Origin of the sequence: Halomicrococcus pelagicus (assembly GCF_051917725.1) — an archaeon.
Classification (GTDB): Archaea; Halobacteriota; Halobacteria; order Halobacteriales; family Haladaptataceae; genus Halomicrococcus.
Window position 1 is genome coordinate 191128 of record NZ_JBQBLX010000003.1, and the last position, 26652, is coordinate 217779.

At 67.6% G+C, this 26652-nt stretch carries 30 protein-coding genes; 17 read left to right on the forward strand and 13 right to left on the reverse strand.

Annotated features, from left to right (window positions below):
- Positions 1-84: 84 nt before the first annotated feature.
- The gene (locus ACTF4R_RS10215) at positions 85-1053 is read left to right on the forward strand and encodes an ABC transporter permease (protein ID WP_440007737.1); all 969 of its coding nucleotides are present in this window, start codon (positions 85-87) and stop codon (positions 1051-1053) included.
- Position 1054: 1 nt separating this feature from the next.
- Here the strand turns inward: ACTF4R_RS10215 and ACTF4R_RS10220 are convergent, their stop codons facing one another.
- Complete coding sequence (locus ACTF4R_RS10220; RefSeq protein WP_440007738.1) at positions 1055-2491, reverse strand: O-antigen ligase family protein; 1437 nt, start codon at positions 2489-2491, stop codon at positions 1055-1057.
- A gap of 289 nt (positions 2492-2780) precedes the next feature.
- Here ACTF4R_RS10220 and ACTF4R_RS10225 point away from each other — a divergent pair, with 289 nt between their 5' ends.
- The 5 genes from ACTF4R_RS10225 (at position 2781) to ACTF4R_RS10245 (ending at position 6834) form a co-directional block, all read left to right on the forward strand.
- Positions 2781-4397 carry an outer membrane protein assembly factor BamB family protein gene (locus ACTF4R_RS10225; protein WP_440007739.1) on the forward strand — a complete coding sequence of 539 codons (1617 nt, stop codon included), beginning with the start codon at positions 2781-2783 and terminating at the stop codon, positions 4395-4397.
- A gap of 42 nt (positions 4398-4439) precedes the next feature.
- Positions 4440-5093, forward strand: a complete 654-nt coding sequence (locus ACTF4R_RS10230; RefSeq protein WP_433625070.1) for a potassium channel family protein — start codon at positions 4440-4442, stop codon at positions 5091-5093.
- Between the two features lie 636 nt (positions 5094-5729).
- The gene (locus ACTF4R_RS10235) at positions 5730-5942 is read left to right on the forward strand and encodes a DUF7996 family protein (RefSeq protein ID WP_440007740.1); all 213 of its coding nucleotides are present in this window, start codon (positions 5730-5732) and stop codon (positions 5940-5942) included.
- A 41-nt stretch (positions 5943-5983) separates the two neighbouring features.
- Entirely contained in the window at positions 5984-6244 is a 261-nt protein-coding gene (locus tag ACTF4R_RS10240) for a DUF8006 family protein (protein ID WP_440007741.1), read from the forward strand.
- Between the two features lie 41 nt (positions 6245-6285).
- Positions 6286-6834, forward strand: a complete 549-nt coding sequence (locus ACTF4R_RS10245; protein WP_440007742.1) for a peptidylprolyl isomerase — start codon at positions 6286-6288, stop codon at positions 6832-6834.
- A 66-nt stretch (positions 6835-6900) separates the two neighbouring features.
- Here the strand turns inward: ACTF4R_RS10245 and ACTF4R_RS10250 are convergent, their stop codons facing one another.
- Positions 6901-7596, reverse strand: coding sequence for a DUF7504 family protein (locus ACTF4R_RS10250; protein WP_440007743.1), 696 nt, complete (start codon positions 7594-7596; stop codon positions 6901-6903).
- Positions 7597-7679: 83 nt separating this feature from the next.
- The gene (locus ACTF4R_RS10255; RefSeq protein WP_440007744.1) at positions 7680-8615 is read right to left on the reverse strand and encodes a DMT family transporter; all 936 of its coding nucleotides are present in this window, start codon (positions 8613-8615) and stop codon (positions 7680-7682) included.
- A 183-nt stretch (positions 8616-8798) separates the two neighbouring features.
- Here ACTF4R_RS10255 and cofH point away from each other — a divergent pair, with 183 nt between their 5' ends.
- Positions 8799-10169 (forward strand): 7,8-didemethyl-8-hydroxy-5-deazariboflavin synthase subunit CofH, encoded by a 1371-nt coding sequence (cofH, locus tag ACTF4R_RS10260; protein WP_440007745.1) that lies wholly within the window; start codon positions 8799-8801, stop codon positions 10167-10169.
- A 12-nt stretch (positions 10170-10181) separates the two neighbouring features.
- Here cofH and cofG read toward each other — a convergent pair whose 3' ends face one another.
- The gene (gene cofG, locus ACTF4R_RS10265) at positions 10182-11249 is read right to left on the reverse strand and encodes a 7,8-didemethyl-8-hydroxy-5-deazariboflavin synthase subunit CofG (RefSeq protein WP_440007746.1); all 1068 of its coding nucleotides are present in this window, start codon (positions 11247-11249) and stop codon (positions 10182-10184) included.
- 184 nt (positions 11250-11433) lie between these two features.
- Here cofG and ACTF4R_RS10270 point away from each other — a divergent pair, with 184 nt between their 5' ends.
- Entirely contained in the window at positions 11434-12168 is a 735-nt protein-coding gene (locus ACTF4R_RS10270) for a S24/S26 family peptidase (protein WP_440007747.1), read from the forward strand.
- Between the two features lie 6 nt (positions 12169-12174).
- On the opposite strand, the gene cofC is transcribed toward ACTF4R_RS10270, so the two are convergent.
- Positions 12175-12786 carry a 2-phospho-L-lactate guanylyltransferase gene (gene cofC, locus ACTF4R_RS10275; protein WP_440007748.1) on the reverse strand — a complete coding sequence of 204 codons (612 nt, stop codon included), beginning with the start codon at positions 12784-12786 and terminating at the stop codon, positions 12175-12177.
- Between the two features lie 190 nt (positions 12787-12976).
- Here cofC and ACTF4R_RS10280 point away from each other — a divergent pair, with 190 nt between their 5' ends.
- On the forward strand, positions 12977-14026 hold the full coding sequence (locus ACTF4R_RS10280; protein ID WP_440007749.1) for an RNA-guided endonuclease TnpB family protein: 1050 nt from the start codon (positions 12977-12979) through the stop codon (positions 14024-14026).
- 240 nt (positions 14027-14266) lie between these two features.
- Here ACTF4R_RS10280 and ACTF4R_RS10285 read toward each other — a convergent pair whose 3' ends face one another.
- The 3 genes from ACTF4R_RS10285 to ACTF4R_RS10295 form a co-directional block, all read right to left on the reverse strand.
- The gene (locus ACTF4R_RS10285; protein ID WP_440007750.1) at positions 14267-15064 is read right to left on the reverse strand and encodes a hypothetical protein; all 798 of its coding nucleotides are present in this window, start codon (positions 15062-15064) and stop codon (positions 14267-14269) included.
- The gene (locus tag ACTF4R_RS10290; protein WP_440007751.1) at positions 15042-16217 is read right to left on the reverse strand and encodes a tubulin/FtsZ family protein; all 1176 of its coding nucleotides are present in this window, start codon (positions 16215-16217) and stop codon (positions 15042-15044) included. The genes ACTF4R_RS10285 and ACTF4R_RS10290 overlap by 23 nt, the downstream gene beginning before the upstream one ends.
- A 230-nt stretch (positions 16218-16447) precedes the next feature.
- Positions 16448-17350, reverse strand: coding sequence for a complex I NDUFA9 subunit family protein (locus tag ACTF4R_RS10295; RefSeq protein WP_440007752.1), 903 nt, complete (start codon positions 17348-17350; stop codon positions 16448-16450).
- 158 nt (positions 17351-17508) lie between these two features.
- Here ACTF4R_RS10295 and ACTF4R_RS10300 point away from each other — a divergent pair, with 158 nt between their 5' ends.
- Positions 17509-18351: a fructosamine kinase family protein gene (locus ACTF4R_RS10300; protein ID WP_440007753.1), complete on the forward strand. Its 843-nt coding sequence runs from the start codon at positions 17509-17511 to the stop codon at positions 18349-18351.
- Between the two features lie 16 nt (positions 18352-18367).
- On the opposite strand, the gene ACTF4R_RS10305 is transcribed toward ACTF4R_RS10300, so the two are convergent.
- Both ACTF4R_RS10305 and ACTF4R_RS10310 read right to left on the reverse strand, forming a co-directional pair.
- Positions 18368-19021, reverse strand: a complete 654-nt coding sequence (locus tag ACTF4R_RS10305) for an HAD family hydrolase (RefSeq protein WP_440007754.1) — start codon at positions 19019-19021, stop codon at positions 18368-18370.
- Between the two features lie 83 nt (positions 19022-19104).
- Positions 19105-19707 (reverse strand): NUDIX hydrolase, encoded by a 603-nt coding sequence (locus ACTF4R_RS10310; protein ID WP_440007755.1) that lies wholly within the window; start codon positions 19705-19707, stop codon positions 19105-19107.
- 106 nt (positions 19708-19813) lie between these two features.
- Between ACTF4R_RS10310 and ACTF4R_RS10315 the strand changes: the two genes are divergently transcribed.
- A complete protein-coding gene (locus ACTF4R_RS10315; protein ID WP_440007756.1) occupies positions 19814-20050 on the forward strand; it encodes a hypothetical protein in 237 nt (78 codons plus the stop codon).
- Between the two features lie 26 nt (positions 20051-20076).
- Here the strand turns inward: ACTF4R_RS10315 and ACTF4R_RS10320 are convergent, their stop codons facing one another.
- Both ACTF4R_RS10320 and ACTF4R_RS10325 read right to left on the reverse strand, forming a co-directional pair.
- Positions 20077-21114, reverse strand: a complete 1038-nt coding sequence (locus ACTF4R_RS10320) for an ATP-binding protein (RefSeq protein ID WP_440007757.1) — start codon at positions 21112-21114, stop codon at positions 20077-20079.
- Positions 21115-21230: 116 nt separating this feature from the next.
- Positions 21231-21653 carry a pyridoxamine 5'-phosphate oxidase family protein gene (locus ACTF4R_RS10325; RefSeq protein WP_440007758.1) on the reverse strand — a complete coding sequence of 141 codons (423 nt, stop codon included), beginning with the start codon at positions 21651-21653 and terminating at the stop codon, positions 21231-21233.
- A gap of 119 nt (positions 21654-21772) precedes the next feature.
- Here ACTF4R_RS10325 and ACTF4R_RS10330 point away from each other — a divergent pair, with 119 nt between their 5' ends.
- The gene (locus tag ACTF4R_RS10330; RefSeq protein WP_440007759.1) at positions 21773-22381 is read left to right on the forward strand and encodes an undecaprenyl diphosphate synthase family protein; all 609 of its coding nucleotides are present in this window, start codon (positions 21773-21775) and stop codon (positions 22379-22381) included.
- A gap of 112 nt (positions 22382-22493) precedes the next feature.
- Here the strand turns inward: ACTF4R_RS10330 and uppS are convergent, their stop codons facing one another.
- Positions 22494-23414 (reverse strand): polyprenyl diphosphate synthase, encoded by a 921-nt coding sequence (gene uppS / locus ACTF4R_RS10335; protein WP_440007760.1) that lies wholly within the window; start codon positions 23412-23414, stop codon positions 22494-22496.
- Between the two features lie 183 nt (positions 23415-23597).
- Between uppS and ACTF4R_RS10340 the strand changes: the two genes are divergently transcribed.
- From ACTF4R_RS10340 to lwrS, 5 genes are all read left to right on the forward strand, one after another.
- Positions 23598-23792, forward strand: coding sequence for a cold-shock protein (locus ACTF4R_RS10340; RefSeq protein WP_113276996.1), 195 nt, complete (start codon positions 23598-23600; stop codon positions 23790-23792).
- 277 nt (positions 23793-24069) lie between these two features.
- Positions 24070-24471, forward strand: coding sequence for a DUF5778 family protein (locus tag ACTF4R_RS10345; protein ID WP_440007761.1), 402 nt, complete (start codon positions 24070-24072; stop codon positions 24469-24471).
- 96 nt (positions 24472-24567) lie between these two features.
- Positions 24568-25878, forward strand: a complete 1311-nt coding sequence (gene hemA, locus ACTF4R_RS10350) for a glutamyl-tRNA reductase (RefSeq protein ID WP_440007762.1) — start codon at positions 24568-24570, stop codon at positions 25876-25878.
- A gap of 122 nt (positions 25879-26000) precedes the next feature.
- Positions 26001-26276 carry a 4a-hydroxytetrahydrobiopterin dehydratase gene (locus tag ACTF4R_RS10355; RefSeq protein ID WP_440007763.1) on the forward strand — a complete coding sequence of 92 codons (276 nt, stop codon included), beginning with the start codon at positions 26001-26003 and terminating at the stop codon, positions 26274-26276.
- A complete protein-coding gene (gene lwrS, locus ACTF4R_RS10360) occupies positions 26276-26647 on the forward strand; it encodes an LWR-salt protein (RefSeq protein ID WP_440007764.1) in 372 nt (123 codons plus the stop codon). Before ACTF4R_RS10355 ends, lwrS begins: the two co-directional genes overlap by 1 nt.
- Positions 26648-26652: the final 5 nt, after the last annotated feature.

The window sequence follows — 26652 nt, forward strand, 5'->3', positions numbered from 1 at the left end:
CGGCCGCCCCGGCGTCTCCGACCGCCTTGACCCCCGTTCGGCCGCCCGCGTCCGCTCTGTCGCCCGACCCGGGAGGGGTCGCCCGTGAGCTATCGACGGCTTCTCGTCTACCGACTCGCGTTCGCCGTCGTCGGCATCTACCTCGTGATGACGCTGGCGTTCCTGTTCGTGGCGCTCACGCCGGACCCCAACCTCGGGCTTGTCTCGTGGGGAGCGGCCACCTCGGAGGGGCAGGAGGCGGCCAAGCAGGCGGTCGACGCCTACAGGGAGGCGCACAACCTCGACGACCCGGTGCTCCAGCGGTACGCCCGCTGGCTGGTCGACATCTCGACGCTCGACTGGGGTCGGTCGTTCGTCGCGGAGGAGCCGGTGATGGACGTCCTCGCCCGGGCCGTCCCGGCGACGCTCGGCTACGTCGTCCCGGGGGTCGTCCTCGCCACCGTTCCCGGCGTCCTCTTCGGAGTCGCCACGGCGGTCGGCGACGGCGGCGTCGTCGAACGCGCCGGAACCGCCGCGGCGTACGTCGGCCTCGGCCTGCCGAACTTCTGGCTCGCGGTGGTACTGCCGGTCGTCGTCGTCGAGTACGCCGGGTGGCTCAGGTTCCTCCTCGCCCCCCACGTCGTCGCGTTCGCCGGCGTCCGGTTCACGATGTACACGATGCCGGCCGTCGTCCTCGCGACGAGTCTGTTCGCCGGGTGGGTACGGTACGCCCGCGCGGAGTCGCTGGAGTACGTCAACGCCGACTTCGTGAAGACCCTGCGGGCGAAGGGCGCGAGCGACGCGGCGCTCGGCCGACACGTCCTCCGGAACGCCGCGCTCCCCCTGGTCACCCTGTTCGTCACGGACCTCATCAGCGTCCTCGTCCTCCACGTCTACGTCCTGGAGTACGTCTTCCACATCGAGGGGCTGGGCTTCATGGGCTATCGCGCGGTCAGGAAGCGAGATATGCCGCTCATCCTCGGAACGACGATGGTCATCGCGTTCGCCGGCGTCCTGGCCACCGCGTTCCAGGACGTCGTCGAACCGCTGCTCGACCCGCGCGTAGAGCAGTGATTCACTCCCCGCTCGCCAGCAGGTAGCCGAACGCCAGCGCGGAGATGAGCGATCCGATGGCGATGTTGAATATCTGGTACGACTCGAACAGGTAGTGGACGACGAACGCGCTGCCGAGCGCCAACGCCGCGAGGTCAACCTCCTCGGCACGCCTCGCACCGTCGACGACCGCCCCGATAGTCAGCGTGAGGAACGAGAGGAGACCGACGACGCCCGTGCGGATGAACAACTGCAGGTAGGAGTTGTGCGGACTCTTGCCCCTGTGACGCTCTATCTCCAGGAACTGCGCGGTCAGTTCGTGGGTGTTCTCCAGTCCGTGTCCGAACAGCGTGCTCGGCGCGGACAGCGCCGCTTCGAACGCCGCACGCCACAGCGCGCCCCTGCCGTTCGTGGTAACGGGGAGAACTGGGGAGTAGACGCCGAGGACGAAGAGCAGCGTCAGTCCGCCGCACGCCGCGACGACGTACGGGACCGACCGTCGCCCGAGGACGACGACCGAGAGGTACAGTCCGACGCCGATGGCCGACGCGAGCCAGGCCGCCCGACTCCACGAGAGCAGGATGCCGAAGCCGTTCACGCTGAGCAGTCCAAGCGCGGCCAGCATCGGAATCGCGCGCTCCTGAACGAACTGCCGATGCACGAGCACGAACGCCGCAATCACGCCCGGGAACCCGACGATGCCGACGGAGTTGGGATTGGCGAACACGGACTGCATCGAATAGAACTCGCCGATAAGCGGCAGGCTGAACGTCGCGGGGTAGAGACCGACCTCGAACGAGGCGATGGTGTACTCGCCCAGCGGATACGCGAGTGTGCCGATGGCGACGACGACGGTGGCGGTGCCCGCGAGCGTCCACAGGAAGACGTCTCGCGGCACGACCCGCGGAAACAGGAAGAGGTTCGCAGCGAAGACGAGACCGATGAACACGACGGCCGCGGCCTGGGCGGAGCCGGCCGGTTCGTGTACCAGGTGATAACAGTAGACGCCGAGGAGGGTGGCGAACGCTCCGACGAACGGCCAGCGGTCGCGAGCGAACCGCAGCGAACCGGGGAGCGTGAAGGGGTAGGCCGCGTACACGACGAAGATGGCGGCGACGTGGAAGGTGCGCGCCTCCGGCGGGACGTAGGTGTCCATCTGGCGACCGATGAAGATGGCCGCCAGACCGCCGACCAGGAGGTGGGTCGACCCCCACCAGAAGGGGTCGTCTACCTCCCTGACCGCGACCGACACGAACGCCAGTCCCCCAGCAGTGAGATAGAACAGGTTCAGATAGCCGGCCGAGTACCACTCCGGTCCGCCGTTCGCCCGCAGGACGACGAACGCGACGAAAAGCAGGACGAACGCCCCCGCCGCGAGTCCGTCGGCTAGCCGTTGCACCGTCGGCGACGCTTGCGAGGTCCGGGACGCCTGGGTCGTCCGGGACGCCTTCGATCTCATGTCCCAACCTCTGTTACCGCAGGGTGATGAGTTTACCCCAATACTGCTGAAAGAGACCGGAAACGGTGTAGCACAGAGCACATTTACCCGGGGTATCGGCGCCCGCGGATAGACAACCGGCTCGAGAGCGACGATACTGGGCCGTCAGTGACGGACGCCGGTTCAGCCATAATATATCTTAACGCACATATCGAATGCGATTTAGAGTGTAAATATATTATATATAATCGAACGCGGATTAGATTAACGGATGCATAAGAAATACACCCCCGTCGGAAAGTGGTGGTGCATGCCATCAAATGACAGACGGGTGTTCCTGAAAACGGTCGGGACCGTCGCGGGCGCGACGAGCCTCGGCAGTATCGCTATCGCAGAAGAAGACGGTGACGACCGCACGCGCCGGGACGGCTGGACCACCTTCCGGTCGGGGCCGCGCCACGCAGGCGCGGCGGGCGACAGCGGCCCGGTGCCGTTCGCGACGACCGGCTGGCGCACAGACCTCGACGGGTCGATGGCGTTCAACGAGTCCCAACCGGTCGTCGCCGACGGGACGCTGTATCTCGCGGTCACGACGGACGCCAGTTGGCTCGAGCGGAGCACGGGCTACGTCGCCGCAGTCGACGCCGAGACGGGCGAAACGAAGTGGAAGCGGGGCAACTTCGGGAAACCGAACCCGCCCACCGTCGTCGACGACACGGTCTACGTCGCCACGAGGGTTTCGCGGACGAGCGGGAAATCGGGACTGTTCGCCCTCGACGCCGCGACCGGCGAGACGACGTGGAGCCGCACGGACAGCTCGGCGTGGGAGACGCCGGTCGTCGCCGACGGGCGGATCTACGCGTCGATATCGGACAGCTACGCGCGCGGGGGACCCGCTGCGAGAGCGTTCGACGCCGAGACGGGCGAGACGCTCTGGGGCCGGGACGAGAGCGGCGGCACCCCGTTCTACGCCGACGGGACCGTCTTCTACGGCGAGGGAACCGCGCTGAACGCCGACGACGGCTCCCTTCGGTGGGAGGTCTCCGAGGAGGCGGACTGGCGGTCCAGCCACGCGGTGCTGCAGACCGTCGCCGACGGACTGGTGTTCGGCACCGTCCGGCGTGACGACGCCGACGTCGTCCTGGCGCGGTCGGCGAGCGACGGGTCGGTCCAGTGGGAACGCGCGAGCGGCGAGGGTCGGTACTACAACCGGCTGACGGTCGCCGACGGCCGGGTCTTCGCGTCGACGGACGGGACCGTGACCGCGCTCGACGCCGAGACGGGCGCGCCCGCGTGGACCAGGGAGCTACAGGTGACCCACGCGTCCAGCGCGACGGCCGCCGACGGGACGCTCTACGTCGGCGGGCAAGGGGCACGCGACGCCGGCGACGCGGCGGAGCGGCCGGTCGTCGTCGCGCTCGACGCGGCGTCCGGCGAACGCCGGTGGGGGTACGTGCTCGACGACGACGGACTCGAAGTCGTGGACCACGGCGGGATGGCCGCGGAGACCCCGGTCGTGGCGGAGGGGCGGCTCTACGCCGCCACCGTCCCGCCGACAGCGTCGACGAACGACGTCTACACCGCGTACGGCAACCTCCACGTCTTCGCCGGGAGCGAGGAGCGACCACCCGCCGAACGTCGCTTCGGCGAGAGCGACCGCCCCGAGGACGAACCGGTGAGCGCCTGCATCGAAACGGACCCGTCGCTCGATGCCTGCGGCCTCGACGCGGGCGACGCCGTCGAACTCCACGCCGGCTGTTCGTCCGGAACCGACCCCGAGTTCGTCTGGGAGGCGAGCGGCGACGAGAAGCGCGGCGAATCCATCGTCGTGACCGTGCCGGAGTGCGGACGTCTGGAGGTGACGCTCACCGTCACGGACGGGGGCGGAAACACCGACACGGCGAGCGTCGTCGTATCGGCGAACTGAGCGACACCAACGCTTTTGTCCCGGCTTCACGATTGAACGGCTATGAGATTTGTTATCGTGGGTGCTGGACGCGTCGGTCTCCGGACCGCGCGAGTGCTCCGGGAGGAAGGCCACGAGGTAGTGCTCGTCGAGAACCGCGAGACGGCGGCCGAGAAGGCCCGGAAAGAGGGGTTCTCGGTCGTCGAGGGAGACGGGTCGAGCGAGGACTCCCTGGCGCATACGGGGCTCGAATCGGCCGACGCCATCGCGGGACTGACGGGCGACCTGAACGTCAACTTCGCCGCGTGCATGATCGGCAAGCATCACGGCTGCCGGACCGTGATGCGCATCGACGAGGACTACCGTGCGGACATCTACCACAAGTTCGCCGACGACGTGGACGAGGTCGTCTACCCGGAGCGGCTGGGCGCGGCCGGAGCGAAGACCGCCCTCCTCGGCGGTGACTTCAACGTCATCGCCGACCTGACCGAACAGCTCCAGTTGACCACGCTGCGGGTGCCCGACGACTCGCCGGTCGTCGACGAACGCGTCGTGGCGGTGGACCTCCCGCGCGACGCCCGCATCTACGCGCACGGCCGGGCGGGCGAACGGATGACGATACCGCTGCCGACGACGAGTATCGAGGCCGGAGACAGAGTCGCGCTCATCGCAACGCGGGACGCAGTCCCCGCGGTCCGTGACCGCCTCCAGGGTTGAACTGAAGGGAGGGAAAATGGGCAGCGCGGGGTTCTGGGGACGCCCGGGACGAGAACTTTCGTGGGGAGGTTGGTGACACTGTGGCGGGAGGCCAGCCCACCGCCAGAGCTCCCGGCATCGCCGGGCGTCCACCGCGAGACTGCGACACGCTTCGCGCCCGAGCCGTCGGGCGCATCCGTACGAATGCCCGTCTCCTCCTTTGTTATGAACTCGCTGGGTGGCGTCAGGCGGTGACTGTGACGACCGCAGCCACCGCTTGCACTCCTTCAGGCATCGCCTGAACGTGGCCACCCCCGTCGGGCGAGCGCGCTCGGCGGCCGCGCACGCCGCACCGCTGCCGAGTGCGATGCGTCGAAGCGACCGGCGAGCGTCGAGTTCGAAGGGAGTGTCGAAAGGGGGAGGGGAGGATGTGGGTGGTGTGCCGGGCGCGCTGAGTGGGAGGATGGGAGAGAGGCTGTGTGCGCGCCCACCTCCGTGTCGGCACTTCCGTAACTTAAAACCGCGTCAGACGACCGCACGACGCCGCGAGCGCCCGGACGCGTCGGTCGTCGGGACTACGTGAGCGTGGCGGACCGTCCGGTTGTCCGCTCCAGTCGAACCGAGCCATTCACGCCGCTGGAGGCCCCAGGTGAGCGCATGAGCACCACGGACACCGCGGAGAAGCTCCGGTTCGGGCTGGCGCTGGCACTCGGCGTCGCCGTCCCGGGGATGGCGAAGTACTTCCTGACGGAGAGCGGTTACAGCACGCTCGGAACCGTCGTCTTCTACACCGGCTACCTCACCGCCGCGGTCGCTATCTGGTTCATCTGGGTTCGACCGCTGGAGTTACACGGCTCCGGCGGGGCATAGCGGAAGTTTAAAGGAGAACTCGGGGCGAGTTTTCGGCAAGGATGTACGAGTTCGTCCCACTCCCACTCGTCGACGACTTCCTGCTCGACTACCACGTTGGGCACGCCGTCCTCTTGCTGTTCGTGCTGTCGATACTCGGCGCGATTCCGCTCGGCTCACGGAAGGTCCTGTCGTTGAACGCTATCGTGTTCGGCGTGCTGTTCCTGCTCGTCGTCTCGATGGGTGCGCCGCCCCAGTACGCGTACCTCGGCGTCGCGCTGCTGGTCGTCGCACCGCTCCTGTTCACCACGGCGAGGAAGTAGGGACGGAACGCTTTTTCCCACCGGAGTTCCTTGGTAGTCGCATGGCAGACGAGCTGACAGCGACGCTACACACGAACTACGGCGACATCGAGATTCGACTGTTCGACGACCGTGCGCCCAGAACCGTCGAGAACTTCGTCAAACTCGCGGAGCACGACCCCGCCGCCGACGCCGACCCCGCCCCGGATACGGTCACCTGGGAGGACCCCGAGACCGGTGAGACGCGAGGGGACGCGCTGTACAACGACGTACAGTTCCACCGCATCATCGAGGACTTCATGATCCAGGGCGGCGACCCCACGGAAACCGGTCGCGGCGGCCCCGGCTACGAGTTCGACGACGAGTTCCACCCCGAACTGCGCCACGACAGCGAGGGCATCCTCTCGATGGCGAACTCCGGTCCGGACACGAACGGGTCGCAGTTCTTCATCACGCTGGACGCCCAGCCGCACCTCGACGACCGCCACGCCGTCTTCGGCGAAGTGACCGACGGCATGGACGTGGTCCGGGAGATCGGCTCCGTCGAGACCGGCCCGAACGACCAGCCGAAAGAGGAGGTCGTCCTGGAGTCGGTCGACGTCCACCGCTAGACGGACGACCTCCTTCTCACCGGCGCGTCGTCGCGCCGACCCGCCAGCACTCGACGTCGACCGCCCTCAGAGCTGCGTCCAGGCGGTGGTGACGTCGCGGTCGGGGACGTGCCAGCGCTGTTCGGGTACCAGTCCGTCGCGCCGGCGAAGTTCGATACGTGCATCGAACAGCGGCGACAGCGACGCCACCGTGGGATGGTCGTCTGGCAGCGCGACCTGGACGTGGCCCATCCCGTCGACGCCGCGGACGAGCGCGCCGAGGGTCCGCAGGAACTGCTCGACCGCGTGCCGGTCGTCGCGCTCCAGGAGCGCGTCCGCGGACGCGACGCCGACCCGGAGTTCGGCCGGCGCGAGGCCGTCCCCGGCGTCGGCGTAGAACGCGACCGCCTGCACGAGTTCCTGCCGGAGGCGTTCGAGGTCGCTCCCGTCGTCGTCCGCGTCCGGGAGTGTGTAGTCCCCGGCCGAAGGGGGAATCGACCGGGCGCGCCCGGTCGGGTCGACGACCCAGACGGCCGGGTCGGTCGGGGACACGTCGACCGGCAGGCAGCGGTCGACGTGGGTGGACGGGTCCGGCGCCGCCAGCACGCGCTTGCGGTCGTAGTTCGGGTCGCCGAACAGTCGACGGGTCGCCCGGTCGGCGACGCGGGCGTCGACCTCGCCGGTGACGAGGAGGTGACAGCCCTCTCGCTTCATCGTCCGCAGCGCCGCGTCGAGGTCGCGTACCGCGTCCTCGCCCCTGAACCGGGGTTTCGGAGACGCCATCTCTCAGACCGTAGACACCCTCGTGATAAAATTCTTATGACTACATGGTGGACGTTCGACTCGGAGAGCGGGCCGCGAGCGGACTATCGGCCGGACGAGAGGGCGGCCCGCAGCCGCGGGAGTTCGCGAGCGAGCGCGCGGCGTTTCACCAAGCAGAAGCCGGCGAAGATGACGAGGAAGCCGACGACCGTCGCCAGCGTCACTCGTTCGTCGAGGAACAGCCACCCCGAGAGGGCGGCGAACACGGGCGCGACGTACGAGACGAGGTTTATCTCGATGGGACCGAGCCGCGCCAGCAGGTCGAAGTAGACGAGGAAGCCGAGCGCGCTCGCGACCAGCGAGAGGTACGCGAGCGCCGCGATTCCCTCGGGGGTCCACTCCACGGCGGCCAGCGACTCGGCCGGCCGCGCGAGACTGACGGCGTGCATCATCAGCGCGCCGAGCACCATGGACCACGCCTCCATCGTCTCGATCGGCAGGTCGGCGTCGATGCGGCGCGTGAGCACGCTCCCGAGCGCGAAGGAGACGGCAGCCGCGAGGACGAGTAGCTTGCCGACGAATCCCGGCGTGACGAGCCCTTCGGGGTGGGGTTTCCCGAGGCTCAGTATCGCGACGCCGACGAGTCCGAGGAGCAGGCCGGCGATGCCGACGGGAGTGAGACGTTCGCTCGGCAGCAGGACGCGCGCGAACCCCGTCGTCAGAATCGGGCTGAGGCTGACGACGATGGCGGCGACGGCGCTGGTGGTCTCGGTCTCGCCGACGAACAGGAAGGCGTGGTAGCCCGCGATCATCAGCGCGCCGCCGACGAGGACGAGTCGCCACTCGTCGCCGGTCCGGGGTCGCCAGCGCTCGGTGGCGTAGGCGGCGTACGCGAGCATCAGCACGCCGGCCACGTCGTAGCGGACCGCGGCGAACAGCACCGGCGGGAAGTACGCGAGCCCGGCCTTGATGGCCATGAACGCCGACCCCCACGCCGCCGCGAGCAGTACGAACAGAACGACGTTCCGATAGCTGGTCACTGTCTCTCGTCTGGCGCGGGCGAGAGTCAAACTTTCGAAACCCCCCGCCGGATACCGGAGACGGTCGGGACGCGCTCGGCGGACGGCCCCGGCGGTGCGCCCGAGGCCGGCGAGCGTCCCGAACGGTCGACGCTTCGATTCCGGTACCCGCCGCTTTTTGTCCGTCGAGTGAGTGGGGCGAGTATGGCCGAAGCGCGCGGGGGACACAACGTCCCCAGGAACCGGTTCGAGTTCGAACACGAGGCGGAGACGGACCAGTCGTTCGAGAACGCCCTGGCGAAGGCCCGCGACGGCACCCGTCTCACCGTCGCGGACGGCGTCGAGTTGCTGACGACCGGCACCGACCGCCCGGGAATCGACCCGGCCCGGAAAGAGCGGGTCCTCGAAGCCGCCGACCGTCGCCGGGCCGACGTGGTCGGCGACCGCGTCACCTTCGTCGCGAACCTGAACAACAACGTCACCACGGCCTGCAACACGGGCTGTCTGTTCTGCAACTTCAAGGACACGGCGGAGAACTTCGAGACCGGCGCGGAGACGGACCACGAGGGGTTCACGAAGACGCCCGCCGAGTCGCGCGAGATAGTCAGCGACGCCCGCGAGCGGGGCATCTACGAGGTCACCTCGGTCAGCGGCCTCCACCCCGCGCTCGCGCTCGACGACGAGCACCGCGAACGCCTCGAAGCGAGCGACAGGGGCGACCTGAACTACAAGTCGCCGGGCGCGTACGAGACCGACCCCGGCACGTACGTCGACCAGATGCGCGCCATGAACCTCGACGGCGTCCACCTCCACTCGATGACGCCCGAGGAGGCCTACCACGCTCGCCGGGGCACCGACTGGAGCTACGAGGAGGTGTACGGCCGCCTCGAGGAGGCGGGTCTCGACAGCGTCCCCGGCACCGCCGCCGAGATTCTCGTCGACGAGGTGCGCGGGGTCATCTGCCCCGGGAAGATCGGCACCGACGAGTGGCTCGAAGCGATGGAGGCCGCCGCGTCGGTCGGCCTCGACACCACCGCGACCATCATGTACGGCCACGTCGAGAACGAGATGCACCGCGCCATGCATCTCGAACGGGTCCGCGAGTTGCAGGACCGCACCGGCGCGATAACGGAGTTCGTCCCCCTCTCGTTCGTCCACCGGAACACCCCCCTCCACGAGCGGGGGATGGTCGACGCGGGCGCGACGACCCACGAGGACGAACTGATGATAGCCGTCTCCAGGCTCTTCCTCGACAACGTCGACCACGTCCAGTCGTCGTGGGTGAAGTACGGCGACGAGCAGGGGCTGAAGATGCTATCCTGCGGCGCGGACGACTTCATGGGCACCATCCTCAGCGAGGAGATAACGAAGCGCGCCGGCGGCGAGTTCGGCGAGTTCCGCTCGTTCTCGGAGTACGTCGAGATGATATCGGCCATCGGCCGCACGCCCGCCGAGCGCTCGACCGACTACCGCCAGGTGCGGGAGATAGACCCGTCGGACCCGCCGTTCGGGCCGCGACTCGCGCCCAACGCCGACGGGACGCCGCTCGTGCCGCGGGACCACCGGCAGGCGTAGCGAGACGTCGGCTCACGCGCCGCTCGGTTCGACGTCCTCGATGGCGCGGCGGACGCGTTCGCTCACCCACTCCCCGGACCCGTCGAGATACCGCTCGTAGACCGGTAGCCGTTCGGCAAGCGGAACGCCCGCCTCGTCGGCGATGTCTTCGAGTTCGCGCAGGGCCGGCCACTTGTACTCCGGGTTGATGTGGTCGTCGGTCACGGGCGAGACGCCGCCGAGGTCGTCGACGCCGCAGTCCAGCAGTTCGCGGGTGGGCGAGAGGTTCGGCGGCACCTGCACCGACACGTCCTCGGGGAGCGCGTGGCGGGCCATCGCCACGACGCGCCGCATGGTCTCGACGGAGGGCTGCTCGAAGGACGACCGCTCGTTGGGCACGACGTTCTGGACGATGACCTCCTGGACGTGGCCGTAGCGCTCGTGCAGGTCGCGGATGGCCAGCAGGCTCTCCGCGCGGTCGTCCCAGTCCTCGCCGATGCCCACGAGGACGCCGGTCGTGAACGGCACGCCGAGTTCGCCCGCCGTCCGGATGGTGTGGAGCCGCTGGCCCGGGCTCTTCCGACGGGGACCGGCGTGGGCGTCCACGTCCGCCGTCGTCTCCAGCATCACGCCCATGCTGGCGTTCACGTCCGCGACCTGCGCCATCTGCTCGCGCGTCTGGTCGCCGGGGTTCGAGTGCGGCAGCAGGCCCTCATCGAGCGCGAGTTCGCAGACCTCCCGGAGATAGGAGTGGATGGAGTCGTGGCCCCACTCCTCGAGCTGGTCGTGGATGCGGGTGTAGCGGTCGTCAGGGTCGTCGCCGAAGGTGAAAAGCGCCTCCGTGCAGCCGGCGTCCGCGCCGCGGCGGACGACGTCCCGCACCTCCTCGGGCGAGAGCAGCGACGCCTCGCCAGGCGCGTCGAAGTACGTGCAGTAGGTGCAGGTGTACCGGCAGGCGGTCGTCAGGGGGACGAAGACGTTCTTCGCGAACGTGAGTTCGTCCGCGGCCGAGACGTCGGCCGGCGTGACCGCGAGAAGGTCGTCGACTTCGCGCTGGTCGATGGTGACGTCGACGTCGTACTCGGCGGTCCCGGGAATCACGCGTCGTACTACGTGACCGCGACGAAAAGGGTTTGGAACCGCGGACGAGGTTGCCGGGAACGGACCGCCGACGGCGGCGAGCGACGCGGGCGACGGGGACTGCGCGATGCGGACTGCCCGGGAGCCCGCGGAACGTTCCACGAATCCGAACATTCAAGCGAACCCGAGACACACCCTCCCCTGAATGTCACCGCCGAACGACGCCGGTCCCCGGGAGTGGCTCCACTGGCTCCGGACGACCGACGACGAGCCGGTCGCCATCGTCCGCGACGTGCTGTCGACCGCCGGCTGGGTGGTCGCCATCGGCCTCCTGTTGTTCGCCGTCAGCGGCGTCTGGCCGCCGATGGTGGCGGTCGAGAGTCCGAGTATGGAACCGCACATGTCCCGAACCGACCTCGTCTTCGTCATGGAGGAACACCGCCTCGCCGGCGACGCCGCGCGGGACGGGACGGGCGTCGTCACCTACGCGGCCGGCGAGCGAGCCGGCTACGAGAAGTTCGGGAGCTACGGCGACGTGATAATCTTCAGGCCCGACGGCGAGTCCGACCGGACGCCGATAATCCACCGGGCGCACTTCTGGGTCGAGGAGGGCGAGAACTGGTACGACGAGGCGAACCCCGAGTACGTCGGCGGCGCCGACGACTGCGGGGAACTGGCCTACTGCCCCGCGCCCCACGCCGGCTTCATCACGAAAGGCGACAACAACGGAGCCTACGACCAGGTCGGCGCGCTCGCGCTCACCGGCCCGGTCAAGCCGCAGTGGGTCGTCGGCACCGCGGAGTTCCGGATTCCGTGGCTCGGCTGGCTCCGCCTGCAGTTCGCCGAGTCACCCGTCGACCGACCCGCGCCGGTTCGTCGGTCGCCCGCCGCGGGCGGCCCCGCAGACGGAGCGGTCGCGAACCTGTCGGCTCCGGCGTAGTCGTCGCTACTCCTCTCCTCGCCGCGCCTCGACCCGCCCGTCGGTCACCGACAGCCCGAACCCGGCGTCCGCCAGCCAGTCGCGCGCCCGGCCGTCGGCGTGCAACAGCACCTCTGCGAGGTCGGCGGACTCGTCCACGTCGGTCGCGAGGCGGAACGAGTCCACTTCGATGACGCTCGCGCCGGCCGCCCGGGCGGCCTCGCGGTGGTCGAGGTAGGAGGTGCCGTGGTAGTCGACGCGGAACTCGGGGTGGCGCGCGACCAGCGCGTTCGTCCCGCCGCCGCGACCGGGCGCGAGCACCACGTCGCCGTCCGCCGAGAAGAGTCGCTCCAGCGCGTCGGGCGTCGCCAGCGCGAGGTCGGCCATCACGACCGCCGTCGCGCCGTCTCCGAGCACCTCGTTCACCGCGGGCGTCAGGGGACGCGGGTCGACCGTGACCGGGGCGTCCACGTCGACGGGCTGGGTCGAGAGCACCGTCGGCTCCCGGCCCGTCGCCCGGACGGCGTCGAGCACGTCCCGGAGCATCGTCTGCGCGAACGCACGGCGTTCGTCGGCGGCGAGCGCCTCGGCCAGTCTGGTCTTGGGCTCTCCGGGCGCGAACGGGACGACGACCTGCATGGTCGGGCGTAGACGGTGAGGTGTTAAGGAACTGTGGAAGAAGGGTCGCGGGAGATTACGGAAGTACGAGGAGAAAACCCCGCCCTTTAGGGCAGGGATGAATCCGACAGTCAATGACACAAACCACCGACGATAGCACGGCCTAATATCCCAACAGATAATTAAGCCAGTATATAAAATTATAAATGTAATGGTCACGGTGGCAGTCACCGCGAAGTTCCACAACCCATCCCTCTCACGGCGCAAAGAGTGGCAACGCGCCTCTCGCCTCTACCGTGACACCAAGCAGTTCTGTATCGACGGATGGGAGAACGGCGACTTCGGCAAGTCCGTGACCACAGCCAGCATTGACAACGCACTCTACTCGGCTATCCAGAACCAAGCCATCCGAGAGGCGAAATCCGACCACAACAAGGACGGAGCGGTTCGCTACCGAGAGAGCCAACCGTTCGCTGTCAACAACCAGAACTGGGAAATCGACACCACTGAGAACGGCACGGTCGTCGTCGGCTTCCCGTGCGTCTCCCAATGGTGGTACACCCCAATAGAGGTGTACGACGACATAGCCGACCCCGTAGACCGACTGGTCGAAGGAGACGCCGACAAGACCCGCCTACAGGTCTACCGTCGCGGTGACGATTGGTTCTGTACGTTCAACATCGAATACGACACCGACACGTCGGGCGAGACGCCCATCGGCGTCGATATAGGCGAACGATACATCCTCGCTGTGACTGCCCACGGCAAGGACGAGTCAATGCTGGCGTCGGGTGGTGAGGCGAAGTACGTTCGGCGCAAATATCGTTCCCTACGCGATTCGCTTTCGGAAGCGGGTGCGCTTCGCGCACGCAACCGTGTGGGTGACAAAGAACAGCGCCGAATCAAAGACCTGAATCACAAACTCTCCCGTCGCCTCATCACGTTCGCGGACCAGTTCGAGAACCCCGTCATTCGGATGGAAGACCTCGAAGGCATCCGCCAGAACAGTTCATGGTCAGGCGTCCACTCATGGCATTTCCACCAACTCCAACAGTTCATCACCTACAAAGCCGAATGCGCTGGTATCCGCGTCGAGAAGGTCGATGCATACCACACCAGCCAGCGATGTTCGACGTGTGGTTCGATGGGAACCCGTGATGGCGACCACTTTGCGTGTTCGGAGTGTGATCGTGGACGCCACGCTGACCTGAACGCTTCAGAGAATATCGCACAACAGGAGGGTGAACCATGCACGGGCTAACGCTTCGGGCGAGTCGAACCGTGCTACCTCGCTGGTTGAATAGCCAGCCGTCGTTGACGCCCGCAGATTGCGGGGAGGAAGGCCCCATTGACAGGGCTACACGCGCTGGAACGCACGTCCGTGGTCACAACTGGACGGCGACCGTTGACGGGTCACGCGAACGCGTACTTGAACCCCGAGGAAACGCGCAACCTGAATATCCCCTTCGGGGAATCCTCGCCCGTTAGGGCGGGGAGGATGTCAACGCAGTTTGCTCGTGTTCTGCTGCTGGGAACGGTACCAGTAGACGCCACCGCCGACGACGAGCAGCAGGACGACGGCGACGCCGCCGTACATCAGCAGCGTGGTCCGCTGCTGGGATTGCTGGGCCTCCTTCGCGGCCGTGTTGGCGCTCTCCTCGGCCTTGCCCGCGAGGTCGGTGGCGAGCTGGAAGTTGCCCGCCTTGTACGCCGTGACGGCGTCGTCGAGCGAACTCTCGGCGTCCGCCGTGTCGGCACCGCTCGGGGCGTCGTCGATGGCCTGCTCGGCGTCGCCGATGGCGTTGCGGGCCTGCTTGCTCTTCTCGGTGTAGTGGTCGACCGAGACGGTCCGGAACGTGTTGGAGTTGCCGCCCTGCCGAACCTGGGTCAGTTCCGCGAACGTGAACGCCGGCCGGGAGTCGTAGGTGTAGCTCTCCACTTCGGGGACCGTCCCTTTGACCGTCAGCTTCACCTCGCTCACGCCGCTGTCGAGGCTGAGCGAGTGGTTGAACGACTGGCCGTCGTACGACTGCTTGCTCTTCTGGTTGCCGGCCTGGTCGAAGGTCGTCACGGTCCACGTGACGTCCTTCAGTTCCGTCTCGCCGCGGAGCGTCCACTGCTCGTAGTCGCCGTAGAGCTCCGTCAGGGTGACCGAACCGCTGACCTCCGACCCGACCTTCGCCTCGCCGGGCACGCCGTCCTTGCTCACCGAGATGGCCGCCGCCGGCGCGACTGCCGAGAGGACGAGCGCGGCGGCGACGACGAGGGTGGCGAGCCTAGAACAGCGGGTCGAGTTCATCCTCCTCATCCTCGACGAGGTTTTCGAGGTTCTCTTCGCTCTCCTGGCGAATGTCGTCGATGTTCTCCTGTGCCTCGATGGCGACCTGCTGGAGTTCCTTGATGCGCGGGACGTTCGTCACGCCGGACAGCAGGACGACGCTGGCGACGTTCGGCTCGTTGACGGGGTAGTCGCCGCCGCGAACCTCCATGCTGCCGGTCTGCTCTTCGAGCCACTTGCGGCCGCGCTCTATTCCTTTCCGGTTGAGGTGGGCGGGCGGACCGGACAGCACCAGCAGCGCGCGCTCGGTGCCGTCTATCTCGCAGGGCAGCGTCAGCCGGCCGAGCGCCGCCTTCCGGACGAGGCTCGTGATGCGGTTGGTGGTGTGGGCGCTGTCGTCCGACCCGCCACCGTCGCCGCCCGTGAACCGCGAGAGCAGTCCGCTGGACTCCTGCATCTCGACCTCCTCGGCGGCGTAGCCGATGGTCGAGACGCCGCCGCCGCTGAGCGTGTTGATGATCTCGCTCGAGTCGACGACGCTCTCGGCGACGTCGTCGTCGCCGCCGACTTCTCCCGCACCGAACAGGATGCCGAAGCGAGTGACTATCTCCTCGTTTATCTCCTCGTAGCCGCTCTCGACGCTCTCGCCGGACTGTCGCCAGGCGTCGTTGTCGAACACCATCAGGTTGTCCACTTCGCGGACGAACGTCTGGAACGAGCGCGCGGCGTTGAGGGTGTAGATGCCGCCCTCGTCGCTGCCCGGCAGGACGCCGAGGCCGTACACCGGTTCTGTGTAGATGCGCTTGAGATGCTTGGCGATGACGGGCGCGCCACCGCTACCGGTGCCGCCGCCCATCCCGGCCACGATGAGGAACGCGTCCACCTCGTGGACGGGGATGCTGTCTATCGCCCCCTGTACTTCGTCGATGTCCTCTTCGGCGATTTCCGCGCCGAGTTCGTTGTCTGCTCCGACTCCATGTCCCTTGACGCGGGACTGCCCGATGAGCACCCTGTTGTTCTGCGGGATGTGTTCGAGCCCCATAAGGTCGGCCTTGGCGGTGTTGACCGCGACTGCCGCGCGGACGATGCCGCTGCCAGTTCTCTGGTCGTACTCCAGGAACTTATCGACAATCTTGCCACCAGCCTGACCGAACCCGATCATCGCGAGTTTCATTTTCGGTACCGTTCTCCGTTTGAAAGACACCACTATGAATAACCAGATAAGCTTTTTGGTGTTTCGCGTCTCGGATAAAAGACACTCTCCCCGGTAAACCCCCCGAAGGGAGCGATTTCCTGGCGTCTCCCTATTCGACCAGACAGCTATCATACACCCCTTCTTTAAGTCTGGATATGTCCACACAGGTCTACCTACATACAGGTAATTTCTCATACCTGTCGGAGTTTCTACTTTCCGTCAGGGGTTCGCCTCTCGACTCCTAGATACTCTTCGAGGCTTTTCATGTTTTGGGGTGTGACACCGAACGACTCGACGTCGTTGTCCCGCGTGACGTTGTCGAGCTGCAGCGAGCGGTACTGGTCGGCTCCCATCGGGAAGCCGGGAATAGCCCCGGCTATCTTCAGTCCCGCACCTGCCAGCGCCATCGGGACGGGGACGACGGTGACCGACTGTCCGTTCGCGCGACGCACGAGTCTCGCCACGTCCGCGAGGGTGAACACGTCCGGTCCACCGATTTCGTAGGTGTCGCCGTCGTGCTCCGGTTCGACGCCGTCGGCCAGCATCGGCGCGATGTCGCCGACCCAGATCGGCTGGAACCGCGTCTTCCCGCCGCCCGGCAGCGGCGCGAGATACGGCGGTGTCAGTTTCTTCGTGAACGAGAGGAACTCCCCGCCGTCGCCGAACACGACCGAGGGGCGGTAGATGGTCCAGCGCAGGTCCGACTCCTTCACGACAGATTCGGCCCGCCCCTTCGCGCGGAGGTACTCGGTCGGGCCGGCCGGGTCCGCGCCGAGCGCACTCATCTGGATTATCTTGTCCACGCCGCGCTCCTCGGCCGCCGATACGACGTTCTGGGTGCCGCCGAGGTGGACGCTCGTGTGGCTCAGCCCCCGCGGCGGTTCGAACAGCGGCGACAGCGCGACGAGGTTGACGACGACGTCCTGTCCGTCGAAGGCCTCGACGATGGACGCCCTGGCGGTCACGTCGCCCATCGCGGTGGCGACGCCCTCGGGAAGGTCGGCCTCGTCCGGGTTCCGCGCGAGTACCGTCACGTCGTGGCCCCGGTCGTCCAGTTCGGCGGCGAGATTCCGTCCGACGAACCCGGTTCCGCCGGCGACGAGAACGTTCATACCTTCGGATACGTACGGAACGGAGGTAAAGCTGTCCACCGGTCGCGTCCGGTTTCCCGCCGAAGCGGTCGTCAGGAGCCCGAGGCGAGCGGTCACGGACGTCCTCCGCGTCGGTCCGAACCGCACCACTGTTGGCCGGGGCGAGCGACGACGCGGACGTGACGTCCGACCTCGCGACTCGAATCGCCGCCGCCGTCGACGAGCGGCCCGCCGCGCTGGTCGAACTCGACGGCGGCGAGATGGGCACCGTCCACCGCGTCGACTTCGCGGACCGGGACTCGCTCGTCGCCAAGACCGGCGACGCTCCCCTCACCGTCGAAGCCGAGATGCTCGCTCGCCTCGCGGACGCGGGGCTGCCGGTTCCCGACGTTCACCGCGCCGGCGACGACCTGTTGCTCCTCGAGTACGTCGAGGGCGAGTCCCGTCTCACGCCCGCGGTCGAACGCGACGTCGCCGACCACCTCGCCGCGCTCCACGAGACGACGGCCCGGGCGTTCGGGTTCGAGCGCGACACCCTCACCGGGACGCTGGTCCAGCCCAACCCCTGGACGGACTCCTGGGTCGCGTTCTACCGCGACCGGCGACTCCGGTACGCCGCCGAGGCCGCCCGCGAGGCCGGCGAACTGCCGACGGCGCTCGCCGGACGCGTCGAGGAGGTCGCCGCCGACTGCGACGCCCTGCTGGTCGAACCCGACGCACCGTCGCTGATTCACGGCGACGCCTGGACCAACAACGTCCTCGCGCGCGACGGCGAGGTCGCGGCGTTCCTCGACCCCGCGACCTACTACGCCCACGCCGAGGTCGAACTGGCGTACCTCGACTGGACGGGGACGGTCGGCGACCCGTTCTTCGAGCGCTACGACGCCCGTCGGGGAATCGACCCCGGCTACGAATCGCGCCGGGACGTGTACGCGCTCTACCCGCTGGTCGTGCACGTCTACTACTTCGGCGACCCGTACCGCGAGGAACTCGCCGCGACGCTCGCCCGACTCGGCTACTGACGAGCGCGACGGTCGGCTACCGGACGAGCGCGGGCAGTTCGTCCAGCCCAGCGATTTCGTGCGTCGGTTCGGCGTCGAGAGCGTACCCCTCGCGGTGCGGACGGCGGACGAACGCCGAGTCGACGCCCGCGTTCGCCGCCGCCAGCACGTCACTCTCGCTATCGCCGACGAACAGCGCGTCCGAGACGTCGAGGTCCGCGAGCGCGGCGTCGAGGTAGTGAGGGTTCGGCTTCTTCCGTCGGAGGCTCTCTATCGTCGGGGGCCGGCCGTAGTACGTCTCGAACTCGGGGAGTTCGAAGTGGTCGAGGACGAACTCGATGGTCTCGTGCTGGTTCGTGCTGACCACGCCGAACGGGCGGTCGAGCGACGCCAGCGCGGTCACGTCGTCGTACGTCGCGGTTCGGCCGGCGCGGAGTTCCCGGCGCTGGGCCGCCGCGGCGGTGCGGTCGCGCGCCCGCCAGAACGTCGCCGGGTCGAGGTCGTAGGCGCCGCACACCTCGCGGAGACGTTCGGGCGTCACGCCGCGGACCATCGCCTCGACGTGGTGCTCGTCGGGCGACTCGACGCCGACTTCGGCGAACGCGTCGCGGGCGGCAGCGACCAGCACGTCCTCGGCGGGCGGTTCCACGAGCACGCCGTCGTTGTCGAAGACGATGGCGTCGTACGTCATCCACCTAATAGTAATACATCTGATAGTTATCGCTGACGGTTCCGCTCCGGAACGTCCGCGGCCGACGCGGAACGGGGTCGCCGTTACCGCGCACTCCCCGCGCCGTCGAGGGTATCGAGGTGCGCGCGAATCGTCTCGTACTCCCGGAGGTCGGTCGGCACCGCCGCCGGTTCGAACCACCGAACGTCGGCGACTTCCTCGTGGTCGTCGAGGGCGTCCGCGTCGAGTTCGACCCCGCCCGTGCGTCGCGCGGTGAAGGCGACGACGGGAATCGGGAGCGTCTCGGACCGGCCGAGGTCGACCTCCATCCGGCGGACGAAGAGGACGTCCGTGAGTTCGCACTCGATGCCGGTCTCCTCGCGCGTCTCGCGGCGGGCCGTCTCTGCCGGGCGTTCGCCGGGCTCACCCGCGCCGCCGGGCGTCTCCCACTCGCCGCGAGCCTCGCTATCGACGCAGAGCAGGCGTCCGGCCTCGTCGGTGACGACCGCGCCGGCCGCGTAGGGGTAGAACTGCTCGTAGAAGCGGTCGGCGCTCGCCGGGAACGAGTCGTCGTCGCCGGGGAGCGGGTCCACCGTGACGGAATCGAGTCGGTGGAGGTCGCCCCAGCGCCGTTCGACGCCGGCGAGGAGGTCCGCCGCGTCGGCCAGGATGGTTTCGCGGACCGTGACGGGGTCGACGTCGTCCATGAACGAAGTTGAGATGTCGGGAGAAAAACCGTTTCGATGTCGACGGGCGACGCGTCCCGTCGGTGCGGCCCGAACGCACACTTGCTTCCGGACCGAACCGTCGGACATGGCCGACTTCACCGAGAAACAGGTCGGAAAGCGAGTCGTCGCAGCAAACGGCGTCCAGGTCGGTACCGTCGACGACGTGCGCGACGGGTCGCTCTACGTCACCGTCAGTTCAGGCGCCGACAGAGACACGCTCGAGGACCTGGAGTGGGAGGGCGTCGTCAACCAGGAGGTCCACCACCTTCGACACCAGTATATCGGGGACATCACCGACGAGACGATTCGGCTGAGCGTCTAGCCGACGTTTCCCGCAGTCCGGCGGAATCAGGACTCGTCGCTCGTCCGGAACTGCAGTTTGAACGCCGAACCCTCGGGGTCGTTGTCCTCGGCCCACACCTCGCCGCCGTACGTCTCCATCAGGCGGTCGACGAAGAACAGCTTCAGTCCCTGGCCGTGGTGGACTGCGTCGATCTCCTCGCGGCCGAAGATGCGGTCGCGTTCGCTCGCCGGGACGCCCGGACCGTTGTCCGCTACCGTGACCGTGGCGTGTCCCGACTCGACCGCGACGTCCACGGCGACCCGCGGCGTCGCCTTGTCGTTGTGCTGGACGGCGTTGACCAGCACCGCTTCGAGCGCCGTCCCGACCGCGTCGTCGGCCGCGACGACGACCGGGTCGGAACCGAAGTCGGTGACGAACTCGGCGTCCGGATACCGCTCGGCGGCGGCCCGGACCTTCCGTCGCAGCACCTCGTCGAGTCGAACGGGGTGCAGCGATGACCCGGTGTTCGAGAGCAGGTCGTCCAGGTTGCGTGCCGTCTCGGCGTAGTCCAGTATCGCGTCGACCTTCTCCCGCGCGGTGGCCAGCGAATCGCGGAGCGCCAGGTCGTCGACCTGCTCCGCGACCATCTCGATGCGTCCGAGGACGACGTTGGCGTCGTTGCGGAGGTTGTGCCGGAGCACGCGGTTGAGGATGCGGAGGCTCTGCTCGTACTGCCGGTGCTGCGTCCGGTCGGTGAAAAAGCCCACGTAGCCGCGCGTCTCGCCGTCGACGGTGACCGGCGTGCACGACCCCCGGCCGTAGACGAGTCGACCGTCCTTCGTCGCGACCTCCACCTCGCCGTTCCACGTGTCGCCGCGCGCGAGCGTCGCGACGATCTCGTCGCACACCGCCGACTCCTCGAACAGGTCGAGCGCCGTCTGGCCGACCAGTTCCGGCCGGGAGTAGCCGGTGAACTCGAGGCAGGCGTCGTTGGCGTCCCGGACGACGAGGTCGGGGTCGGTGATGATGGCCGGCGCTCTCGTCCCACGGAACGCTGTCCGATAGATGCCTGCCCCGATGTCTCCGTCGTCACGTTCCGTCACGCGTCCGAGACACTACCGGCCCCGGTAGTGAAATATCTTTTCAGTCTATACGAGCAAAATATTTCCCAGGTTTCGGTATCACATTCCACACGGATGCGGAGACCGACCGTCGCCTCTCAGGTCCGTCTCCCGGTGACCGTCGCCATCTCCAGTTCGTACAGCACGGGCTCGACCTCGTCGATGGCCTCGTCGAACACCCGGAGCGGCGCGAACCACTCGTTTATCTTCGTCTCGTCGAACTCCTCGTCGGTTTCCCGGAGTTCGCCGGTGACGAGAACGCTCCGCGACTCGTCGGTCGTCGCCTCGTAGACGACGAAACAGGCCCGGTCGGTGTCCTCGACGAACGACATCTTCTCGCTTCCCGACTCGGCGGCGAGACGCAGGAGGAGTCGGTCACCGTCGAAGTGACAGCCCACCGGCACCGCGTACGCGTCGTCTCCCCGGGCGAGCGAGAGGACGCCGGTCTCGGCCTCCCGGAGGTAGCGTTCGAGTTCCGCCTCGTCCATCCCGAACGTGTAGAGATACTCGACGTGCTCCATGAGGAACGTATCGACGGCGACCAGTATAACTGGCCACCCCGCGAACGCCCGGGCGACCCGTCGCGTAGGCTCGCCACGGGTCGTCACGCTTAAGATTCGCCCCGGGCCACCACAGGATAGTGGGACTGTACGACCGTTACCTCGCCGCCCGCGTCCGCCGTCACGACGCCGACCCGCCCCGCCAGATCGCCGTCGTCATCACCGAGCGCGACCTCCTCGAGCAGGGGGCGTACGAGACGCTCGAACGGTTCTTCGACTGGGCGTTCGACTACGGCGCCGAACGCGTGACGGTGTACGTCAGCGTGCTCGACTCCGGCGCGGTTCCGACGCTGGAGCGCGAACTGGAGAACGTCGCCGCACCGCGCAAGACCGCCGTCCGGGGCCCCGGAGACACCCAGCGCGCCGACGCACCCATCCAGGTGAGCATCGGTCTCGGCGGGAAACACGAGTTCGCCGAGGCGGTGCGCGCCGTCGCCGAGAGCGTCGAGGAGGGGTCGGTCGCCCCCGACGCGGTCGACGAGTCCGAAATCGAGGAGCATCTCGTCTTCCCGACCGACCCCGACCTCGTCATCAAGACCGGCGCGGAGCGGCTGTCGGACTTCATGATATGGCAGTCGGTGTACTCGGAACTGTACTTCACCGACGTGAACTGGCGGGACTTCCGACGGCGCGACTACCTGCGCGCGATACTGGACTACAAGAACAGACAGCGGCGCTTCGGGCGGTAGTCCGAAGCTCGGAAGACGGCGGTAGGGTCTTCCGGCGTTTCGGACGATAGTCCGCAGTTCGGAAGACGGCGGTAGAGTCTTCCGGTGTTTCGGACGATAAACTAGCGCGAACTCACTCCGCCGTCTGCTCCTCCGGCGACTCCAGTTCCTCGACCGACGTGCCGTCCGGCACGTACTCCGCGAACGTCCGGATGACCGAGCGGGCCTCGTCCAGTTCGACGCCGCCGACCGCCCGCACCAGCGCGAGCGCGCGTTGGACCTTCGCCTGCCGGAACGACTCCTCCCGGGACTCGTAGGTCCGCACGGCGCGCAGGAAATCTATCTTCGAGAACTCGGGCCAGTACGGCGTGCAGAAGAAGGCGGCGGCCTCGTTGCCGTTGGCGTGCCACGGCAGGAAGTTGCTGGTACGCTCGTCGCCGCCGGTCCGGATGATGAGGTCCACGTCGCGCACGGGGCAGTCGTAGAGGCGCTGTTCGATGGTCTCGACGGAGATATCCCCGGGGTCGAGGTCGCCGTCGGCGACCGCCCGCGAGACGTCGCGGGCCGCGCCGAGCAGTTCGTTTCGGCCACCGTACGCCAGCGCGATGTTCAGGACGAAGCGGTCGTAGTCGTGGGTGCGGCGCTCGGCGTACTCGACGGCGTCGCGGACGCGCTGTGGAAGCTGGTCGACCTCACCGATGGTTCGGATGCAGACCTCGCCGTCGTGGACGCGCTCGGCGTCGGCGAACTCGCGGAGCTTCTCCTCCAGCAGGTCGAACAGCGCCTGGCGCTCGTGTTCGGGGCGCTCGAAGTTCTCGGTCGAGAAGGCGTACAGCGTCAACTCCTCGATACCGAGTTCCTCGCACCAGTCGAGCACCCGCTCGGTCGTCTGCGCGCCCGCGCGGTGTCCGTCCGGGGCATCCTCGCCCTGCTGGCTGGCGTACCGCCGGTTGCCGTCCTGGATGACGGCGACGTGCGTCGGCGCGCCCGAGATGCTCCGCTGTAGGTGTCGCTCGTACGCCGTTTCGAACCTGTTCCGGACCCGCGCCAACATCTCGGTCCGTACTGATTCACGCGACCGGTATCAGCCTTGCCATCCATCCATGTGTTGAACGTTACCACAAACGTCGTGAATCGATTCGGTGCGCCGACCCGGAGAGAAGCGACGCGTTACCGAGTGTCACAGCCGGCGTCGGTGCATACCTTTTTAACTATGGGGTGATTTGGGTAGAACGCAATGGCGAAAGGTACGGTTGACTTCTTCAACGAGACCGGCGGTTACGGTTTCATCGACACCGAGGATGCGGACGAGGACGTGTTCTTCCACATGGAGGACGTTGGCGGCCCCGACCTGGAAGAAGGTCAGGAGGTCGAATTCGACATCGAGCAGGCCGACAAAGGCCCGCGCGCGACGAACCTCACCCGACTGTAATCGGTATCGGTAGCGATAGTTCTACCGCGGGAGTGCATCGCGCTGCCGCGCGAAATCCTACACATTTTAGCGAACGATGGATTGACCAGCAACGGCTCGCGTCGCGCGTCGAACGCGACTGCGACCGAGAGCGACGAGTGCGCGCCGTGAAACGACGCCGAGTCGCCCGCGTGTCGACTCCGTCGTCCGTCAATCCTCGCGGAAGCCAGCGAGTCGTCACCAGCCCCGTCGCCTGGGAACCGTAGGCCGTTTAACTGCCCGGGCGGTACCAGCGAACATGGACAACGTCATCGACGAGGACCTCTACCAGCGAACGAAGCAACTGCTCGAACCCGGTGATATCGAACTCAACGGGGCCGTCGTCCACACGGACCTCGGGAGCGACGAGGACGTGGATATGCACCAGGTGACGGTGGACGTGGGCGACGTCATCGCCCGGCACGCGGGCTACGAGCCGACGGACACGTTCGTCTACTCGGGTACGGACGACACGGACTTCGCCTCGAACCAGCACCAGGGGCTCACCCTGGACGACGAGGAGTTCGTCTGGGAGTGCCAGCAACTGCTCCGGGACGGCACCTTCGACGTCGTCTTCTACTACGAGGCCAGCGCGGACCACGAGGCGATACTGGAGGACATCGAAGAGATGGACCTCGCCGTCACGGGTGTCGAAGGTTAGAAGGCTTTACGTGCAGCCCGTTCAAACTACCTGATAAGAACCTATTCGGGTGCTTACGATGAATCTCTGTACCGCAATCGTCGGAGGGAAATCACCGTGACTGCAGGCGTCGGCATCATCTCGGGCGTGCGCGTCTCCCACGACCGCGCCAGTCTCGACGACGTGGCTCGCGCCTGCCACGCAGACCAGCAGGACGCGGTCGAACGGCTAGCGTCCGCGTCGGACGTCCAGGAGGCGTTCACGCTCCAGACGTGCAACCGCTTCGAGGCGTACGTCGTCACCGACGCTCCTGCGACCGGTCGAGCCGTACTCGCCGAGTTCGCGCCCGACGTGGGGGGCCACTCGGTCGTCGAGATGGGCCACGAGGAGAGCCTGCGCCACCTGCTGCGCGTCGCGACGGGCCTCGAATCGCTCGTCCTCGGCGAAGACCAGATAATCGGACAGGTGCGCGACGCGTACCAGGACGCCAAGGACGTCGGCACGCTCGGTCCGGTGCTCGAGGAGGCAGTGACCAAAGCCATCCACGTGGGCGAACGAGCGCGCACGGAGACGGCCATCAACGAGGGCGTCGTCTCGGTCGGCAGCGCCGCGGTCGAACTCGTCGCGGACGAGCGCGAGGTCGACGACGCCACGGCGCTCGTCGTCGGCGCTGGGGAGATGGGTACCGTCGCCGCCCACGCGCTCGCGGAGGCGGGCGTCGACACCCTCGTCGTCGCCAACCGCTCGCTCGGCGGGGCGGAGACGCTCGCGGACGCGGTCGAACTGGACGACGCTCGCGCCGTGACCCTCGACGGGCTCGAGACGTGGCTCGCTCGTGCGGACGTGGTCGTCACCGCGACGGGCAGCGACGACCACGTTCTCGACGCCGGGACGGTCGACGACGTGGGCGAGACGCTGGTCGTCGACATCGCCCAGCCGCGCGACGTCTCGCCCGCGGCGGCGGCCATCGACGGCGTGGTCGTCCACGACATGGCGGCCCTGGAGTCGGTGACCGAGGAGACGCAGGCCCAGCGGCGCGCCGCGGCCGAGTCGGTGGAGGCGATGGTCGACCGGGAGTTCGAGAACCTGCTGGAGCAGTACAAGCGCAAGCGCGCCGACGAGGTCATCGCGGCGATGTACGCGGGAGCGGACCGGGTCAAGGAGCAGGAACTCGGGACCGCGCTCTCGCGGCTGGAGGCCAGCGGCGACCTGAACGACGATCAGCGCGAGGTCGTCGAGTCGATGGCCGACGCGCTCGTCTCCCAGTTGCTCGCACCGCCGACGAAGAGCCTGCGCGACGCCGCCGCCGACGACGACTGGACGACCATCAACACCGCGCTCCGGTTGTTCGACCCCGCGTTCGACGAGGACGAGGGACCGCCGGAGTTCGTCGCCAACATGCTCAGCGACGCCACCGCCGACGACTAACCTCGACCGTTTACGACGGTCGGCTCCGGACGGCACGCGCCGCCAGGCGCGTGTCGCCGACCGCGACCGCAGTAAAAGGTTGGGCAACGAGTTTTATTTCCCCCGAAGCCGTCGGTGTCGGTATGACAGAACTGCTGTCCGACGACGAGATCAGCGCACGGATTCCGAGCGGCTGGGAGCGCGACGGCGACGAGATAGTGCGCGCCTACGAGTTCGAGGACTACCTCGCGGGCGTCGCGTTCGCCTCCGAAGTGGGCGAAATCGCCGACGAGGAGTTCCACCATCCCGAGATGACGATTCGGTACGACGAGGTCGAGGTACGGCTGACCAGCCACGAGGAGGGCGGCATCACGGACAAGGACGTCGACATGGCCGAGCGGTTCGACGACCTGCGCTGATGGACGCCCGGTACGTCTTCGCGGTCCGGTTCCGCGTCGAACCGGCGGCCGGCGGCGTCAGCATCGACCCGGAGGAGTTCGAAACGCGTCTCTCCCGGACGGCCGACCCGCCGGGCGAGGAGGGCTGGCTGTTCTTCCGCGACAACCTCTGGCGCGGCGAGATAGGCGACGAGCGCCACTTCCGCGAGCTGACGAGCGAGGCGCTCGGCGTCACCGTCACGAGCGTCGAGTACCGCGCGCTCCGCACCGACGAGGAGTACTACGAGGCGCTGAAAGACGAGATTCGAGCGAACCTCCCCGAGTTCAAGGACGACTCGGTCGCTGCGGTCGTCTCGAAGTACCTCGGCAGTTCCGTCGAGGTGGAGCACTGAGGGCG

What these genes read in the sequence shown, in the direction of transcription:
- ACTF4R_RS10305 (WP_440007754.1), bottom strand. Translation starts at nt 19,021, where the DNA reads ATGACGTACGACGCCATCGTCTTCGACAACGACGGCGTGCTCGTGGAA.
- ACTF4R_RS10280 (WP_440007749.1), top strand. Translation starts at nt 12,977, where the DNA reads ATGGTCACGGTGGCAGTCACCGCGAAGTTCCACAACCCATCCCTCTCA.
- ACTF4R_RS10295 (WP_440007752.1), bottom strand. Translation starts at nt 17,350, where the DNA reads ATGAACGTTCTCGTCGCCGGCGGAACCGGGTTCGTCGGACGGAATCTC.
- ACTF4R_RS10220 (WP_440007738.1), bottom strand. Translation starts at nt 2,491, where the DNA reads ATGAGATCGAAGGCGTCCCGGACGACCCAGGCGTCCCGGACCTCGCAA.
- ACTF4R_RS10310 (WP_440007755.1), bottom strand. Translation starts at nt 19,707, where the DNA reads ATGGACGACGTCGACCCCGTCACGGTCCGCGAAACCATCCTGGCCGAC.
- ACTF4R_RS10225 (WP_440007739.1), top strand. Translation starts at nt 2,781, where the DNA reads ATGCCATCAAATGACAGACGGGTGTTCCTGAAAACGGTCGGGACCGTC.
- ACTF4R_RS10250 (WP_440007743.1), bottom strand. Translation starts at nt 7,596, where the DNA reads ATGGCGTCTCCGAAACCCCGGTTCAGGGGCGAGGACGCGGTACGCGAC.
- ACTF4R_RS10355 (WP_440007763.1), top strand. Translation starts at nt 26,001, where the DNA reads ATGACAGAACTGCTGTCCGACGACGAGATCAGCGCACGGATTCCGAGC.
- ACTF4R_RS10285 (WP_440007750.1), bottom strand. Translation starts at nt 15,064, where the DNA reads ATGAACTCGACCCGCTGTTCTAGGCTCGCCACCCTCGTCGTCGCCGCC.
- lwrS (WP_440007764.1), top strand. Translation starts at nt 26,276, where the DNA reads ATGGACGCCCGGTACGTCTTCGCGGTCCGGTTCCGCGTCGAACCGGCG.
- ACTF4R_RS10245 (WP_440007742.1), top strand. Translation starts at nt 6,286, where the DNA reads ATGGCAGACGAGCTGACAGCGACGCTACACACGAACTACGGCGACATC.
- ACTF4R_RS10315 (WP_440007756.1), top strand. Translation starts at nt 19,814, where the DNA reads ATGGCCGACTTCACCGAGAAACAGGTCGGAAAGCGAGTCGTCGCAGCA.
- ACTF4R_RS10270 (WP_440007747.1), top strand. Translation starts at nt 11,434, where the DNA reads ATGTCACCGCCGAACGACGCCGGTCCCCGGGAGTGGCTCCACTGGCTC.
- ACTF4R_RS10290 (WP_440007751.1), bottom strand. Translation starts at nt 16,217, where the DNA reads ATGAAACTCGCGATGATCGGGTTCGGTCAGGCTGGTGGCAAGATTGTC.
- ACTF4R_RS10240 (WP_440007741.1), top strand. Translation starts at nt 5,984, where the DNA reads ATGTACGAGTTCGTCCCACTCCCACTCGTCGACGACTTCCTGCTCGAC.
- ACTF4R_RS10345 (WP_440007761.1), top strand. Translation starts at nt 24,070, where the DNA reads ATGGACAACGTCATCGACGAGGACCTCTACCAGCGAACGAAGCAACTG.
- ACTF4R_RS10235 (WP_440007740.1), top strand. Translation starts at nt 5,730, where the DNA reads ATGAGCACCACGGACACCGCGGAGAAGCTCCGGTTCGGGCTGGCGCTG.
- uppS (WP_440007760.1), bottom strand. Translation starts at nt 23,414, where the DNA reads ATGTTGGCGCGGGTCCGGAACAGGTTCGAAACGGCGTACGAGCGACAC.
- cofC (WP_440007748.1), bottom strand. Translation starts at nt 12,786, where the DNA reads ATGCAGGTCGTCGTCCCGTTCGCGCCCGGAGAGCCCAAGACCAGACTG.
- cofH (WP_440007745.1), top strand. Translation starts at nt 8,799, where the DNA reads ATGGCCGAAGCGCGCGGGGGACACAACGTCCCCAGGAACCGGTTCGAG.
- ACTF4R_RS10230 (WP_433625070.1), top strand. Translation starts at nt 4,440, where the DNA reads ATGAGATTTGTTATCGTGGGTGCTGGACGCGTCGGTCTCCGGACCGCG.
- ACTF4R_RS10340 (WP_113276996.1), top strand. Translation starts at nt 23,598, where the DNA reads ATGGCGAAAGGTACGGTTGACTTCTTCAACGAGACCGGCGGTTACGGT.
- ACTF4R_RS10325 (WP_440007758.1), bottom strand. Translation starts at nt 21,653, where the DNA reads ATGGAGCACGTCGAGTATCTCTACACGTTCGGGATGGACGAGGCGGAA.